12 protein-coding genes and 1 pseudogene are annotated in these 16,217 nt (G+C 63.3%); 9 read left to right on the forward strand and 4 right to left on the reverse strand.

Going from position 1 to position 16,217, the window contains the following annotated elements; translation table 11 throughout:
• The first annotated feature begins 96 nt into the window (after positions 1–96).
• Positions 97–651 carry an ActR/PrrA/RegA family redox response regulator transcription factor gene (locus QX034_RS11530; RefSeq protein WP_315702454.1) on the forward strand — a complete coding sequence of 185 codons (555 nt, stop codon included), beginning with the start codon at positions 97–99 and terminating at the stop codon, positions 649–651.
• 39 nt (positions 652–690) lie between these two features.
• Here the strand turns inward: QX034_RS11530 and QX034_RS11535 are convergent, their stop codons facing one another.
• Positions 691–1,173, reverse strand: coding sequence for an MmcB family DNA repair protein (locus QX034_RS11535; RefSeq protein WP_315728133.1), 483 nt, complete (start codon positions 1,171–1,173; stop codon positions 691–693).
• A 128-nt stretch (positions 1,174–1,301) separates the two neighbouring features.
• On the opposite strand from QX034_RS11535, the pseudogene QX034_RS11540 reads away from it, so the two are divergent.
• Positions 1,302–1,715: pseudogene (locus QX034_RS11540) on the forward strand (alpha-amylase family glycosyl hydrolase); the annotation flags it as partial.
• A gap of 160 nt (positions 1,716–1,875) precedes the next feature.
• On the forward strand, positions 1,876–2,568 hold the full coding sequence (locus QX034_RS11545) for an MBL fold metallo-hydrolase (protein ID WP_409977479.1): 693 nt from the start codon (positions 1,876–1,878) through the stop codon (positions 2,566–2,568).
• Positions 2,569–2,594: 26 nt separating this feature from the next.
• Here the strand turns inward: QX034_RS11545 and QX034_RS11550 are convergent, their stop codons facing one another.
• A complete protein-coding gene (locus QX034_RS11550; RefSeq protein WP_315761691.1) occupies positions 2,595–3,959 on the reverse strand; it encodes a PHB depolymerase family esterase in 1,365 nt (454 codons plus the stop codon).
• A gap of 312 nt (positions 3,960–4,271) precedes the next feature.
• A complete protein-coding gene (locus QX034_RS11555; protein ID WP_316195393.1) occupies positions 4,272–5,741 on the reverse strand; it encodes a glycosyltransferase in 1,470 nt (489 codons plus the stop codon).
• Positions 5,742–6,091: 350 nt separating this feature from the next.
• Between QX034_RS11555 and QX034_RS11560 the strand changes: the two genes are divergently transcribed.
• From QX034_RS11560 to QX034_RS11575, 4 genes are all read left to right on the forward strand, one after another.
• Entirely contained in the window at positions 6,092–7,333 is a 1,242-nt protein-coding gene (locus QX034_RS11560) for an LLM class flavin-dependent oxidoreductase (RefSeq protein ID WP_316195395.1), read from the forward strand.
• Between the two features lie 185 nt (positions 7,334–7,518).
• Positions 7,519–8,052: an REP-associated tyrosine transposase gene (locus tag QX034_RS11565; RefSeq protein ID WP_315728125.1), complete on the forward strand. Its 534-nt coding sequence runs from the start codon at positions 7,519–7,521 to the stop codon at positions 8,050–8,052.
• Between the two features lie 282 nt (positions 8,053–8,334).
• Positions 8,335–9,618, forward strand: a complete 1,284-nt coding sequence (locus QX034_RS11570; protein WP_315727656.1) for an IS701 family transposase — start codon at positions 8,335–8,337, stop codon at positions 9,616–9,618.
• A 979-nt stretch (positions 9,619–10,597) separates the two neighbouring features.
• A complete protein-coding gene (locus tag QX034_RS11575) occupies positions 10,598–11,974 on the forward strand; it encodes a cytochrome P450 (protein ID WP_315728123.1) in 1,377 nt (458 codons plus the stop codon).
• Positions 11,975–12,201: 227 nt separating this feature from the next.
• On the opposite strand, the gene QX034_RS11580 is transcribed toward QX034_RS11575, so the two are convergent.
• Positions 12,202–13,044: an SDR family NAD(P)-dependent oxidoreductase gene (locus tag QX034_RS11580; protein ID WP_315728121.1), complete on the reverse strand. Its 843-nt coding sequence runs from the start codon at positions 13,042–13,044 to the stop codon at positions 12,202–12,204.
• A gap of 171 nt (positions 13,045–13,215) precedes the next feature.
• On the opposite strand from QX034_RS11580, the gene QX034_RS11585 reads away from it, so the two are divergent.
• A complete protein-coding gene (locus tag QX034_RS11585; protein ID WP_315702446.1) occupies positions 13,216–14,178 on the forward strand; it encodes a sensor histidine kinase in 963 nt (320 codons plus the stop codon).
• A gap of 178 nt (positions 14,179–14,356) precedes the next feature.
• Positions 14,357–16,132 carry a putative bifunctional diguanylate cyclase/phosphodiesterase gene (locus QX034_RS11590; protein ID WP_315728331.1) on the forward strand — a complete coding sequence of 592 codons (1,776 nt, stop codon included), beginning with the start codon at positions 14,357–14,359 and terminating at the stop codon, positions 16,130–16,132.
• The last annotated feature ends 85 nt before the right edge of the window (positions 16,133–16,217 follow it).

Below are 16,217 nucleotides of genomic sequence, written 5' to 3' on the forward strand. Positions count from 1 at the left end.
CGTCACGCCGCACGCCGACCGCCTTGGCAGATCATGGGCGCGACGCCATATGTTCCGCGAGCTTTCCCGTAAACCCAAGCCTTTCCGAGGATGACCGTGGGTGCCATCGCCGAACTTGCCAGTCAGCCCGACCGTTCGCTGCTGATTGTGGAAGACGACAAGCCGTTCCTGGAACGGCTCGCGCGGGCCATGGAGACCCGCGGCTTCATCGTCACTTCCTGCGAAAGCGTGGCCGATGGTATCTCGCAGATCGGCAAATCAGCTCCCGCCTTTGCGGTCGTCGATCTCAGGCTCGGCGACGGCAACGGGCTCGACGTCGTCTCTGCGCTGAAGCGCAAGCGCCCCGAAGCCCGCGCAATCGTCTTGACCGGCTACGGCAATATTGCCACCGCCGTCACCGCGGTGAAAATGGGCGCGGTCGATTATCTCGCCAAACCTGCCGATGCCGATGATGTCGTGGCGGCGCTGCTCTCGACCACCACGGAAAAATCGGAACTGCCGCAGAACCCGATGTCGGCCGACCGGGTCCGCTGGGAGCACATTCAACGCATCTACGAGATGTGCAACCGCAATGTCTCGGAAACGGCACGCCGGCTCAACATGCACCGCCGCACGCTGCAGCGCATCCTCGCCAAGCGGGCACCGAAGTAGGCGGCCTCGGCTCGAGGCCGACCGGCAGCCGCCGGAATTTCAGAATTCCTGATGTCCTTGCGGATCGATCAGCCGGCTCATCCGCTGCGCAGCGACAAGCGCAAACCGCACCGTCATCAGCTTGCGTGTCGGCGCCGGTAGCTTGTGCAAGGGCGCCTCGCAGTGCAGATGCGCACCATAAGCATCAGCGACGATGAGCCCCGTCTCCTTCGGGAAGATCTCGCACGGCAGATCCTGCGTGAAGGCGAAGAACAGCCGGTCGCAATGCAGCCGGTAGTCCTCCCATTTGTTGTCCGCGCGCAGGTCCTCGACCGAGGATTTGATCTCGACGATCCAGATCTCGCCGCGCTCGTTGAGCGCCACGAGATCGGCGCGGCGGCCTGACGGCAGCGGCAATTCGCTGACGGCGGCAAAACCGAGCGAGCGCAACAGCCGCGAGGTCCCGCGCGCGACCGCCAGCGCCGTTTCGGACTGGCGCCCGTCAAGCGGAACGAGAGTGATCTTGGCGGCCGACGATTCCATGTGGCCAGAATAGCCGATTCCGCGGCCGACCCAAGGGCACTCTCATCATCACGGAACCGGGAACTCAGCGGACACCTTTGGCTTAACAAGCGGCCGCCGTGACGGCGGCGCCACAGGGGCGGCCGTCCATGATCGATGATCTCTGGTACAAGAACGCCATGTTCTACTGCTTGGCCGTCGGCACCTACATGGACGCCAATGGCGACGGCATCGGCGACTTCATCGGCCTGACCCGCCGCCTCGACTATCTGCACGGGCTCGGCGTCACCGCGATTTGGCTGATGCCGTTTCAGCCGTCGCCGCAGCGCGACGGCGGCTACGACATCGCCGACTATTACGGCGTCGACCCGCGCTACGGCACGCTCGGCGATTTCGTCGAGTTCACCCATGGCTGCAAGCAGCGCGGCATCCGCGTCATCTTCGATCTCGTCGTCAACCACACTTCCGATCAGCATCCCTGGTTTCAGGATGCGCGGCGCTCGAAGGATTCGCCCTATCGCGACTGGTATGTGTGGTCGGACAAGAAGCCGGCCAACGCCGAGTCCTGTTCGCATGCGTTGCGCCCCAACGCCGGAACAGCCGCCAAGTTCAGAGCAGGTTCAGAACGCACCCTGTCGGCCTTCGTCTCGGCTACGTTCGACAGGTCCATTCAACAGGGCGAAATCGTGCGTCTTTTCGCTTGGCGCGATGCCAAAAATGAGCATGCTTGGGGGCATGACCCAGAACACCAGGCAAGCAACCGAGAACAAAGCCAAGGCCGGCGCGATCATCGTTCCCGTCACGCCGTTCGAGCAGAACTGCACTCTCCTCTGGTGCGAGACGACCAAGAAGGCGGTCGTGATCGATCCCGGCGGCGACGTGCCTGTGATCCGCGACGCCATCGCCAAGACCGGGGTCACGGTCGAGAAGATCTGGCTCACTCACGGCCATATCGATCATGTCGGCGGCGCTGCCGAGCTGCGCGAAGCGCTGAATGTGCCGATCGAGGGCCCGCATATCGCCGACAAGTTCCTGCTCGACAACGTGGTGTCGAGCGGCGCCCGCTTCGGCATCACGGGGGTGCGCGATTTCACCCCGGATCGCTGGCTCGACGAGGGCGACCGGGTCGAGATCGGCGAGCTCGCCTTCGACATCTTCCATTGCCCCGGCCATTCGCCGGGCAGCGTGGTCTATTTCAACAAGGGGATGCGCTTCGCGCTCGTCGGCGACGTGCTGTTCAACGGCTCGGTCGGCCGCACCGATCTGCCCGGCGGCAGCCATGCCACGCTGATCCGGTCGATCACGGAGAAGCTGCTGCCGCTCGGCGACGATGTCGGCTTCATCTGCGGCCATGGCGCCGGCTCGAGCTTCGGGCAAGAGCGGATGACCAATCCGTTCCTGACCGGCGAGCTCTAGTCAGGGCAGCATCGAACGCGCAGGAGCTATTTCTTCAGGCCGGCCGCGTGCAACGCGCGCTCGATTACGGCGGCGACATCGATCTGCGGTCGCCGCGGCTTTCGCTCCGGATGCTTCGGCGCGCTCCTGGCAGCCGTTTCTGCCGGCTTTGTTGCGGCAGGCCGCAGCTCCGCCGGCGCTGGCTCGGCGGGCTTCCCATTCAGCGGCTTCGCATCAAGCGTCTTCTCGGCAGGCGCCTTCCCGTTAAGGGGTTTGCCATCAAGCAGCTTGGCATCCGCAAGCTGCTGATCCGCCGTCTTCGGCCACAGCATCTTGGTCAGGCTCGGAAGCGCGGCCGTAATCGGCGAGACCTGCGGAATGAGCTTGGCGCTCGGCGATTCCGGCGCCACCTTCGGCGGACGGATCCAGTCGGTGACCCCGAAGAATTTCGCGATGTGGTAGGAAGACGAGATTCCTGCCTCGAGCAGGAACGGTCCCTGCTTGCCGTAGCGCTTGTCGTTGGCGGCGAGCCCCAACGGCGTCCCATGCGCCATGTCGGTGATGGCGAAGGCCTCTACGACCGGCTCGCCATCGGCGTTCCACCACTGCTGGCGCGGATAGCCGTCGACCTCGGCGGTCGCCATCGGCGGCAGCGGCAGACGATGCAGGTCGAGCCACTGCTTGACGATCTCGTCGGCATTCTGCGGATGCACGGTGCGGTCCGCCGTGCCGTGCCACACCGACAATTTGGGCCAGGGACCGCGGTGGCGTGAGTTGCCGCGCACCAGCTTGCCGAGCTCGCCGGCGGACCTCGTCTGCGGCATGCGCATCTGCATGATGGCATCGCGCATGTTGCGCGCCGTGCCGAACGGCAGACCGGCGATGACGGCGCCGCCGGCGAACAGCTCCGGATAGTTCGCCAGCATCGCCATGGTCATGGCGCCGCCCGCCGACAGGCCGGTGATGAAGACGCGCCGGGGATCGATCGCGAGATCGGCGACCATGCGCGCGATCATCTGCCTGATCGAGCAGACCTCGCCCTGGTCGCGCGTGATATCTTCCGGATCGAACCAGCTGAAACAGCGTTGGCCGTTGTTGGCGCGTTGCTGCTCCGGCAACAGCAGCGCAAAGCCGTAATGCTTGGCGAGCGTCGACCAGCCTGCACCAAGGTCATACTCGGCCGCGGTCTGGCCGCAACCATGCAGCACGACGACGAGCGGCAGCAGCGGCTGGCGCTGCGCCGGCACATAGGCAAACATCTTCAATCGGCCCGGATTGGAGCCGAAGCGGTCGATCTCGATCAGCGGAGTGGATGGCGCCGGCCGAGGCTGGCGCTGGAAGTCCCCAAATCCTGTGATGCCGTGCAGCTCTCGGAGCCGTCGCAAATATTCTACATTTTCAGCGAGGGACACCCGCAACTCCTTGTTGGCAGCGACGGAATCAACACGACATCACCTAAATAGTTGCTGCAACGCAAAATAAAAAGAAGCGGGATTCACCGTCTCCGGCAATTCTGTTGCGAATTTCTCGCTTGCTGCGATCTAAATGTCACGAACAGCGGCACACGCCATACAAAGCGGGTTCAAGGCGATGTTTGCCGGCGCGATCGCGAGCCCAGCGGACCACGACTTTTACCTGCTGACAGCTTCGTGACGCGGCGTGCTGCGATTGTGAGCATCAAATGCCGCGTCAGAGCAATAGACCCGTAAGGTGTTTCTCGGCCCTCAGATCGCTTTCAGCTTGCGATAGGCGAACCACACCATTTTCAAGAGCAGCCAGCCGTCACGGAAGCGCGAGATCTGCGTCTCGCCGAACGTGCGCGCCTTGTAGTGGATCGGGGTCTCGATGATCTTCAGGTTCTGCTTTGCGGCACCGAAGATCAGGTCGAAATCGCCGAACGGATCGAAATCGCCGAAATAGCCGCGTTCTCTCGCCAGCACTTCATAGTCCTTGCGCAGCAGCACCTTGGTGCCGCACAGCGTATCGGTGAGGCGGGTGTTCACCAGGAAGCTGAACATATAGGCGAAGCAGCGATTGGCGATGAAGTTGAGCGGCCGCATCGCTTCGTCTTCCATCGGATAGACCAGCCGCGTGCCGTTGACGAACTCGGCCTTTCCGCTCTCGATGACCGTGTGATATTTCGGCAAGGTCTCCGGCGGCATGGTGAGATCGGCGTCCAGGATCATCAGCACGTCGCCGCTCGCCGCGGCGAACCCCTTGCGCACCGCGTCGCCCTTGCCCTTGCCGTCCTGTTTGAAGACCTTGATGTCCCACTGATCCTTGTAGGCGTCGCGGACGCGCTCGCATTCGGCGAAGGTGCCGTCGCTGGAATTGCCTTCGACGAACAGGATCTCCTGGTGCGATCCGAAGCGCGGCATGCGCTTGATCGCGTCCTCGATATTGCCGCGCTCGTTGCGGCAGGGAATGACGATGCTGGCGGAGAGCTTGCGATCCGGGAAATGCCGCACCGGGCGCGCCACCAGATATGTCCGCAGGCACAGCGCGCGGATGCCCGGCAGTGGAGCGATGTAGCTGTTGATGAACGTCCCAAGCCCGAACCAGCGCTGCGGCAACAGCTGCCGCTGTTCGTGGCGGATGACCTCGAAATCCGCGAGGTCCATCAAATTGAGGAAATCGGCGGTCGCGATGTAGTTGATCTTGGGCTGCTTGCGCCGCAGGTTCACGGCTTCGGCGGCCTTCAGGATCGGCTCCCACAAATGGGAGTAGTAAGAGATGATGATCCGCGTCGACGGCGCGCAGAGCTTCTGGATCAGCCGCATCGTGCCGTCGATATCCTCGAACATGCCGATGGTATCGGCAATGACGATGTAATCGAACGGCCCTTCGATCGCATCCAGCGTTGCGGGATCCTCGACGTCGCCGAGCACGAAATTGAGCTCAGGATGCCGCGCGTTCGCGGTGGCGATGGTCTGCGCGCCGAAATCGATGCCGACGCCGTAAGCGGGCTTGAGCCCGGCGAGCAGATCGCCGCGGCCGCAGCCGAGCTCCAGCACCCGCTTTCCTGGCGGGATCAGGAACTGCATGAATTTGAGGTCGTCGGCGTGATAGGCGGCGTTGAATTCGCGCCAGCGGTCGAGCTCCTCGACATTGCTTTCATAGTGATCGAGCAGATCGCGCTTGCGCTTGCTCGGCAGTTGCAGCGTCGCGTTGGCGTCGGACGGCCTCAGATACATCACAGCCTCAGGCGAAAAGTGCGGATATTCCGGTTCATGGACGGCCCCCCGTTATAGGTCGCGCGGGCAGCGGGTCAATCGGCGCCCGCCGTTTAGGGCCGCGTATGGTTGCGCCGCTGCAACCGCGGGCCCATCCACGAAGGACGACCCGGCTGGGTGCAATCGCACCAGTGTTTCCGCCTGCGGCCGTCCTTGGTCACGCCAAGGTCAGGAATGCAGCCCGCCACAGTGGACACGCCCCGTTCCGCGCAAGACGTCAATCCGCCTTGCGCCGCCAGCAATTGCCTGATCACGGTCCACCCCATAGCCTCTCCGAGAGACAACAATGAATTCCACGCGGGAGAAAACACATGGCGCGCCTCAAATTCGGAGCTTTCCTGGCTCCGCATCATCCGATCGGCGAGCATCCGATGCTGCAATTCCGCCGCGACCTCGACCTCGTCGCGCAGCTCGACGAGCTCGGCTATGACGAGTTCTGGTGCGGCGAGCATCATTCGAGCGGATGGGAGACGATCGCCTCGCCGGAGATGTTCCTGGCCGCGGCCGGCGAACGCACCAAGCGCATCAGGCTCGGCACCGGCGTCATCTCGCTGCCCTATCACCATCCGTTCAATGTCGCCCAGCGCATGGTGCAGCTCGATCACATGACCGGCGGCCGTGCCATTTTCGGCTCCGGCCCCGGCGCGCTGGCCTCGGATGCCCACACGCTCGGCATCGACCCGATGACGCAGCGCGACCGCCAGGACGAGGCCATCGCCGTCATCCGCCGCCTGTTCAACGGCGAGCGCGTCACCGCCAAGAGCGACTGGTTCACCATGAACGATGCCGCGCTGCAGATCCTGCCGCTGCAGGAGGAGATGCCGTTCGTCGTGGCTTCGCAGATCTCGCCGTCCGGCATGACGCTCGCCGGCAAATACGGCATCGGCATCATCTCGCTGGGCTCGATGTCGACGCAAGGATTGATGGCGCTGCCGCAGCAATGGGAGTTCGCCGAGGACGCCGCGAAGAAGCACGGCACCACCGTGAGCCGGGCGAACTGGCGCGTGCTGCTGTCCTGGCACATCGCCGAAACCCGCGAGCAGGCGCGACGCGAGGCCGGCGCCGGACTGATGCGCTGGCACAACGAGTACACCGTCGGCACCCTGATGCGCCCTGGCCTCAAGCCGTTCGCCTCGCCGGACGAGGCCGTCGACAAGACCGCCTTCGTCGAGGCCGCGGCATCGACGATCGGCACGCCCGACGATCTCGTCAAGACGATCAAGAACCTGATGCAGGTGTCCGGCGGCGTCGGCACCATCGTCGGCTTCGTCCACGACTGGGCCAACCCGGAAAACACCCGCCGCAGCTGGGACATGGTCGCGCGCTACGTGGTGCCGGAGATCAACGGCTACATCGACGGCCTGCGCCGTTCGCAAACCTTCGTCATCGAGAACCGCGACATCTTCGAGCGCGCAGGCCAAGCCGTGATGGCCAAGATCATGGACAACGAAAAAGCCGCCGCCGCGCTGGCGCAGACCGGGCCGGGGCGGGTCGCAATTCCGGCCGTGAATGCGCCGGACCTGCAGGAGGCGGCGGCGAAGCGGAGGGGATGATGGGGCAGAGCCTGCGACGTAAGGCGGGCACGCAGCCGGTTCTCCCCTCCCCCTTGCGGGGAGGGGTCGGGGGTGGGGGTACCACACGAAGACTGCGGTGATTTTCCTGCAGCCTGTAGGGCGGATTTAGCGAAGCGTAATCCGCCATGCTTCCATCGACGCAGGCGGTCCCGTAGGATCACGGCATGCCCAACTATCGTCGCGCCTTCGTCCCTGGCGGATGCTGGTTTTTCACGGTGAACCTGCTGAACCGACGGCAGACTCTGCTCGTCGAGCACGTCGCCAGCCTGCGGCTCGCGGTAGCGGCCACGCGCGAACGGCTGCCGTTCAAGATCGACGCGTTCGTCGTTCTCCCCGACCATCTTCATACGGTGTGGACGCTACCTCCGGGCGATGCCGATTTCTCGACACGGTGGCGATTGATCAAGACGAAGTTTGCACGCAGCTTGCCTTCGAGTGAACCGCGCAGCCCCGTCCGGATCGCCCGCAACGAACGCGGAATCTGGCAGCGGCGCTTCTGGGAGCACCTGATCCGTGACGAAGCCGACTACGCTCGCCATGTCGAATATTGCTACATCAACCCAATGAAACATGGGCTGGTCAATCGCGTCGGGGAATGGCCGCATTCGTCGTTTCATCGCGATGTCCGCGCCGGGATCTTTCCTCTGGATTGGGCAGGCGAGATGGAAGCGGCAGGTGAATTCGGAGAACGGCGATGAAGACCGCTGCTGAGGAAAGGTGGCGGATTACGCTTCGCTAATCCGCCCTACGCGATGATCTGGAGCTACGACGTAGACTTCATCCTGTTCTGCATCCTCAGAGATAGCAGCACCTGCTGCCTTCGCCAATTGCTTCAAGAACTCAATGTTCCCTTCGTCCAATCCCGCTTTTTGAATCGGCCTGTAGGGCGGATTAGTACTACTGAGTCAAAAACCGCCGGTACGTCAGGCTAAGAATCAAGTATTTGTAGAGATTCAGACTTTCACGCGCGGGAGGGTCGAATGGATCTCAAGCTTGAAGAAGCCAGTGCGCGTCGATTTGCGTCCTATGTCGAAGGTCTCGCGAGCGAGATCGGGCACGCAGACAGAATAAGCCCGCTGCACGACTATTGTACAGGCCTGATGCTGCCCGGGGAGCGCAAGAGCGTGGAACCGATGGCAGCTAGGACAGCTCCGGCCCGCACGGCGGCCCAGCATCAGTCGCTGCTGCACTTTGTCGGTGTCTCCTCCTGGTCGGACGAGAAGGTGCTGGCCAAGGTGCGCGAGATGGTGCTGCCGGCGATGGAAAAAGCCGGGCCGATCGAGGCCTGGATTCTCGATGACACGTCGTTTGCCAAGAAGGGAAAGCATTCGGTTGGCGTGCACCACCAATATTGTGGCGAGCTCGGCAAGCAGGCCAATTGCCAAGTGACGGTATCGCTGTCGATTGCCAATCACGCCGCCAGCCTGCCGGTGGCCTATCGGCTGTACCTGCCGGAAGCCTGGAGCAAGAACCGCGTCCGGCGAAACAAGGCGGGTGTGCCCAAAGACATCAAGTTCATGACCAAGTCGAAGATCGCGCTCGAGCAGATACGTCGTGCATGCGAAGCCGGTCTTCCACGTGGGGCAGTCTTGATGGACTCCGGCTATGGCCGTGACTCGGAGCTGCGCACAGAACTCACGTCTCTCGGATTGACCTATGTTGCGGGCATTCTGCCGAACACCCTGATGTGGCGGCCCGGGAGCGGCCCGCGGCGGAAGGGAAAGCCGCTGAACAACACGGGTCGTCGTGACGAGCCGGACCTGGTACCGGCCGAGAAAGTAGCTCGCGGCCTGCCCAAGGAGGCCTGGCGCACGATCAGGTGGCGGGAGGGGTCGGCCGAATGGCTGTCATCACGGTTCGCCCGTATGCGCGTTCGTGTCGGGCACAACAAGCTGATCCCGGAGAAGCTCCAATCGGAATGGCTGCTGATCGAGTGGCCTGAAGGGGAAAAGAAACCCACCAAATACTGGCTCTCGACATTGCCCGCGAACACCAGCTTCCGGCACCTTGTCGACTTTGCCAAGCTGCGTTGGCGCGTCGAGCGCGACTATGAGGAGCTTAAGCAGGAAGTCGGACTCGGGCACTATGAGGGACGCGGCTGGCGCGGCTTCCATCATCACGCCACGCTTTGCATCGCGGCTTACGGCTTCCTGATCGCCGAGCAGGCGACGATTCCCCCCTCAGGACCGCGTTGCGCCCCGAGAATCCAGGCGCCTCCCTTACCCGCCGATTATCGACCCAGAGGAGCCGCCTACGCGGCCTGAGCGCCACGTGCCGAACTCGATCGCAACCATGCGCGTCCGGCTGATCCGAGCCCTGGTAAGAACATTGCCCCGATGTCCATGTTGCGGCCTTGTCTCGGCGCCAAAAACGCGGAGAAATTTGTGACGCAGTAGTATTAGGCCGCGCCTGACGAAGTTAGTTCGAATTGAACTTCACGATATCGCCCCAGAGCCGACGCTATCGTATCGAGCCGTAACACGCCGACGAGTTATGGTAGACGACGCACACCTGAGCGATGAGGCGGATTACGCTCCGCTAATCCGCGCGCCCTTCTACCGCCCCCCAAGAACGATCCGCGCCGAAAAACTCATTTCACCAGTCGCCTCAACCACATCACCCCTGTCCAGCCATTCTCGCAAAAATATTCCACTTTCGTTTTTTCAGAATTAATGTTTCTCTATCCCCGTCCCGCCTCGCTTGAGGGACGCTTCGCGGTCGTCACGAACGTGGAGGCGGGATGCGGTGGGCGTGTCGATGTTGCAGCGCGGGTTTCCTGCGCAGACGAACAGCAGCGATGCGCACGGTCAAGTCGCGTGGTCCTGATACTCCGACGCTAGTATTAAGCCTGAGCTGGCGCTCACGCGTCGCGCAGGTGACGGTGGCCAACAAGCCCGGCGCACCGGGGAGATCGCGAAGCAGCCGTTAAAGCCATCGCGCGGGGAATGCCGGGTGTCCCGGCTGAGCCCGTGGTGACTGCCGCCTGCTTTCTCTTCTGCAGGCGGGCCATGGGTGCGGCCAGCGCCCGGCATTCCCCGTGCCCTCTGCTTGAAGAGGGCAGGACTTCCAGGAAGACTCGGACGCGCGAAATGCGTCGCGAGATCGCGAACGCGTGCGATGCAGCGGAACTGAAGAACGAATGATGCCCAGGAACGTATTGCATCACGGCTGCAACCGCATATCAATGAACGCTCCGACGTGCCGCCGCCCCTCCTACCTTTCCGATGAGATGGAGCTTCCGCGATGTCGATGCAAAGTGTGGCCTCTCCCGCGCTCGTGCTGAAATCGCCGAAGCGCAATTCGCTGACGCATATTCCCGGCGACGAGGGCTGGCCGATCATCGGCAAGACCTTGCAGATCCTGGCCGACCCCAAGGGCCATGTCGAAAGCAACGCGGCCAAATACGGGCCGGTCTATCGCAGCCACGTGCTGGGGGAGACCACGGTCGTGCTGCTCGGGCCGGAGGCCAATGAGCTCGTGCTGTTCGACCAGGCCAAGCTGTTTTCATCGGCGCATGGCTGGGAGCCGGTGCTCGGCCTGTTGTTTCCGCGCGGGCTGATGCTGATGGATTTCGACGAGCATCGAGCGCATCGCAAGGCGCTGTCGGTCGCGTTCAAGGCCGGACCGATGAAATCCTACCTCGCCGGGCTCGACCGCGGCATCGCCGCGCGGGTCGCGCAGTGGAAGGCCCATCCGGGCGAGATGCTGTTCTATCCCGCGATCAAGCAGCTCACGCTCGACCTTGCCGCGACGGCCTTTCTCGGCACCGAGCTCGGGCCGGAGGTCGAGACGATCAACCGCGCCTTCATCGACATGGTCGCCGCCGCGGTCACCCCGATCAGGCGGCCGCTGCCCGGCACGCAGATGGCGCGCGGCGTCAAGGGGCGCAAGCGCGTCGTCGCCTACTTCTCCGAGCAGATCCCGTTGCGCCGCGCCAAGGGCGACGGCGAGGACCTGTTCTCACATCTCTGCCGTGCCACCGACGATGACGGCGCACTGTTGTCGACGCAGGCCATCGTGGATCATATGAGCTTCCTGATGATGGCGGCCCATGACACGCTGACCTCGTCGTTCACGTCCTTCGTCGCGCAGCTGGCCGCGAATCCGGACTGGCAGCAGGCATTGCGCGCGGAGGTCACAAGCCTCGGCCTCGCCGACGGCGAGCCGATGGATGCGAACCATCTGGAGCAGATGAAGCTGACCGGGATGGCGTTCCAGGAAACGCTGCGGCTGATGCCGCCGGTGCCGTCGCTGCCGCGCCGCGCGCTCAGGGACTTCACCTTCAAGGGCTATGCGATCCCGGCCGGCACCGGCATCGGCGTCAATCCGATGTTCACGCACCATATGCCGGAGATCTGGCCCGAGCCTGATCGCTTCGACCCGATGCGCTTCACCGACGAGGCCCAGCGCGGACGCCACCGTTTCGCGTGGGTGCCGTTCGGCGGCGGCGCCCATATGTGCCTCGGTCTGCACTTCGCCAACATGCAGGCGAAATGCTTCGCGCGGCACTTCCTCGCCAACGTCGAGGTGTCGTTCGCATCGGACTATCGGCCGAGCTGGCAGGTGTGGCCGATCCCGAAGCCGCGCGACGGGCTGAAGGTGACGCTGAAGGCGCTGTGAGTGCACGCTCGAACAGAACATGCAGCACGCGGATCAGCTTCCCGGTCGCTTCGCTAACGCTCGCGATGACGGAGTTCATGATCTCGGCCCGTGCAGCACGTCATGGCGAGCCAACGGATTTGCGCAAAGCGCGGAGCGATGACAGGCTTCGCGAAGCCATCCAGAAAGCGCGTCAGGCTTCGGGATTGCTCCGCAGTGACGAGGCATCGCCGCGAACGCCCTCCGCCTTACTCCACCGCCTGACCCAGCAGCTTGCGCATCGCTTCATATCCTTGCTGCTGCTGGCTCCAATTGCGGCCGCCGGTGATGGCGCCGTCGATGACGAGGTCATGCCCGTTGATGAAGCTCGATTCGTCGCTGGCGAGAAACACCGCGGCATAGCCGATGTCGTCGGGCAAGCCGGCGCGCGGGATCGGCTGCGCCGTCGCATAGGCGTTGCGGATCGTCTCGGGTGTCTTCTCCGCGGCATCGGTGGACAGCCCCAGCGCCTTGCCGAAGATGCCGGTGGCGATCAGGCCCGGCGAGATCGAGTTGACGCGGATGCCGGACTCGCCGAGCTCCATGGCCACGCATTTGGTGAGATGAATGACCGCGGCCTTGGCCGTGCTGTAGACCAGCGAGGTCGAAAAGCCGGCGAGCCGGCCGGCGATGCTGCCATTGTTGATGATGCTGCCGGAACCCTGCTTCTTCATGTGAGGCGCGGCATACTTCATACCAAGCATCACGCTGCGCAGCAGGACAGCGATCGCGGCATCAAGCCGCTCCGCCTCGAGCCCTTCGATGCCGCCGGTCTGCGCGGGACCGCCGGCATTGTTGAACAGGCAGTCGAGCCGGCCGAAGCGTTCGACCGCGCCATCGATCAAGCCACGCACCTGCTCGTCGACCGCCACATCGGTCTGATGAAAAATGCAATTCGCGCCCAGCCTGCTCGCCAAGGCTTCGCCCTCGGCAGCGCGACGGCCGGCAGCGACGACCTTCGCACCCTCGGCCACGAATATTTCAGCCGTGCGCAAGCCGATGCCGCTGGTGGCGCCGGTGATCACCGCGACCTTGCCGTTCAGTCGTCCCATGTCTTGCTCCCTTGTGCTTATCCAGGCGTGACCAGCGCGGATCCCGTTCCGCGTTGGAACTATTCTCAACCGTACCGCATGACAGGACAAACGGGAGATCTATCCACGATCGTGTCGAACTTCCGCCCTCTTGGCCTTAATTTGGATGCGCCGTTCAGGCTGATGAATGCAATGAGGCGATTCGTCGACGAGTTCCGGAGCGCTTGGCGGGGCGAATTGCAGCCGGCGCCAGCGATGAGTGTCGGTTTTGGTGTTCTCTGCCTGGCGCTGGCGACGCTGGTGCGCTGGGGGCTGGCGCACATCCGTCCGGACATCTTTTTCACGCCGTATTTTCCTGCAGTGGTCTTCGTCGCCGCATTCGGCGGTCCGCGCTATGGAATTGCAACCTCGATCGCAGGCGGCGCACTCGGCATGCTGCTGGAATTCGGCGCCGGCCCGTCCGATGGCGCGAAGCTCGTCTTGTTGGCCCTGTATCTGGTCGCCTGCGGCCTGGTGATCTGGGGCATCAGCCATTATCGCGCCATCGCAGCCAAGCAGCGCGAGATCGCCAAGCGCCTGATCGAGGAAGAGCAGTATCGGAAGCTCGTGGTCGATGAGCTGCAGCACCGGCTGAAGAACAAGACCTCCACCATTCACGCCGTGCTGCATCAGGTGCTGTATGATCGCCCGGACGTATGGGCGACGATCGATCATCGCATTCGGGCCCTGGCCACCGCCGATGACCTGATCGCCAAGGTCGATGGTCGCGGCTGCGACCTGAAGGACCTTTTGGTCTCCGAGCTCGGTCCGTATGGCCATGTGCGCTTCGAACTGAACGGCGGCCCGCTATTCCTGCCCGCCAAGCTCGCCGTCAGCCTGGCCCTCATCTTTCATGAGCTTGCGACCAATGCCGCCAAATACGGCGCCTTCTCGTCGCCCTGCGGCTATCTGCAGGTGAGGTGGACGGAGCAGGACGGCCGGCTCAAGCTCGCCTGGGACGAGTCCGAAGGACCGCCGATCGAAACCGTCGGCGATCCCGGCTTCGGCACCAAGCTGCTGAAGGCGGCTCTGTCGACCTTCGACGGCACGTCCGAGACCAGCTTTCTCAAGACCGGCATTCACTGCACCATGCAATGTCGCATTCCGCCGAGCTGACGTATCGAAGCGAGACAATGCCTTGATCCCGCCACGCCCACCAAGCGATCGCATCAATACTCCATTAACGATGGCACGCCCGCAGGCCCCTGGAAATCGGTGCACGCGGCCGGCGAGCTCCGTGTTTCTACGTAGCGCTTAACTAAAATGAAGCGGGAACTTGCGCACATTCGCGCGCATGTACGGCATCGATCGTTTCAACCTTTCCTCCGGCGCAGATCAGAGCACAGCCACCACAGAGGCCGAGCTTCACTTCTTGCGCAATGTTCTCGGCCTGCTCCCGACCGGCGTGACGGTCCAGGACGAGCACGGCCGCTTTGTGCTGATGAACGATGCGGCCGCAGCGCAGCTCGGCTTGACTGCGGAAGGTCCAGCCGCGGCCACCAAACATGTCCAACGGCGGCAGGCGGCCGGCCGCGACGTCTTGAGCTCGGGACGGCCGATGGTGGCGGAAGAGCCGGTTGCGACCGAGCACGGCGCGCAGACGCTGCTGACGGCGCACCGTCCTGTGCGGATCGGCGATCGCAACCTGCTGATCTCAAGCTCCGCCGATATCAGCGAGCAGAAGACCTTCGAAGAACAGCTCTTCCGTTCCGCCTATTACGACGAATTGACCGGCTTGCCGATGCGTCGCGTGGTGGAGCATCGTGCCGAGACTCTGATCAGGCAAGGCAAGACCGCCGGCCGGTTCGCCCTCGCCTTCCTCGATCTCGACAATTTCAAATACATCAACGATTACTACGGCCACGCCACCGGCGATGCGCTGCTGATCGCGCTTGCCAAGCGGATCGGCCGCGACCTGCGCGAGAGCGACCTGTTGTCGCGGATCAGCGGCGATGAATTCCTGCTGCTGCTCCACCCGATCGAGCGCGCCGAGGAGGTCTCCGAATTTCTGCAAGCGACGCTGCATCGGCTGAGCGCGCCCTTCTTCATCGACGGCGCCGAGGTCTTTGCCTCCGCATCGATCGGGGTCAGCCTCTTCCCCGAACATGGGACGAACTACGAGGTGCTGCGCCAGAACGCCGACCTCGCAATGTACCGGGTGAAGAATGCCAGCAAAGGTGCGATGGCGTTCTTCAACAGCGGCATGGAGCACGAAGCGCTCGCCCGCATGCAGGTCGAACAATCCCTGCGGCTCGCCATCCTGGAGAAGCGCTTCTGCTGTGCGTTCCAGGCGAAGGTCGACATCCGCACCGAGGAGATCAAAGGCATCGAGGCTCTGGTGCGGCTGCGCGACAATGAGGGCGTGATCCAGGCGCCGGGCGCCTTCGTCAACCTGGCCGTCGAGCTCGGGCTGATCGACGAATTGACGCATCTGGTGCTGGCCGAGATCATCCGATCCATCGACCTGATCAACGAAACTTTCGGCGCGGACACGACCATCAGCATCAATGTCGCGGCCAAGCAGGCCGGCAACCCGGACTTCATGCGGCCGTTTGCGCAGGCGATCGCGGCGACCGGCTTCCCAAAGCGCTTCATGGTCGAAGTCACGGAGGATGCGTTCGTCGCCCGCAGCCATTTCCAGGATCAGATCCTGCCGCTCTTGCGCGAGATCGGCGTCGGCATCTCGATCGACGATTTCGGCATCGGCTATTCGTCGCTCTCAGCGCTGGCCGACATCACCGCCGACGAGATCAAGATCGACCGTTCCTTCATCACGGACATTCACAAGCGTCCGCGCAGCCAGGGCATTTTGCGCGCGATCGAATCCTTGAGCGAAGCGCTCGGCATGACCGTGATCGCCGAAGGCATCGAGACATTCGAGGAGCTCGCTTACCTGCAAGCCGCGACCCGCATCCGCTACGCGCAAGGTTATTACTTCTCGCGGCCGATCTTCCTCGAGGAGTTGAGACCCGCGACGCCACTTGCAAGCGAAGCGCGCGTCAGCCTGGCGAGTCGCGCGGTGCAGGAAAACCGGCAGGCCTATATCCGCGGCAACCGCTATCGACGCTAGCCTGGCGGAACGGACGGGAGGCACCTTGCGGCGCGGAAACCGCCTTGCCTTGACCGAGCCCCCACACTATCAGTTCTCCCTATAA

The sequence above is a fragment of the Bradyrhizobium sp. SZCCHNR3119 genome (assembly GCF_032487775.1).
Lineage (GTDB): Bacteria > Pseudomonadota > Alphaproteobacteria > Rhizobiales > Xanthobacteraceae > Bradyrhizobium.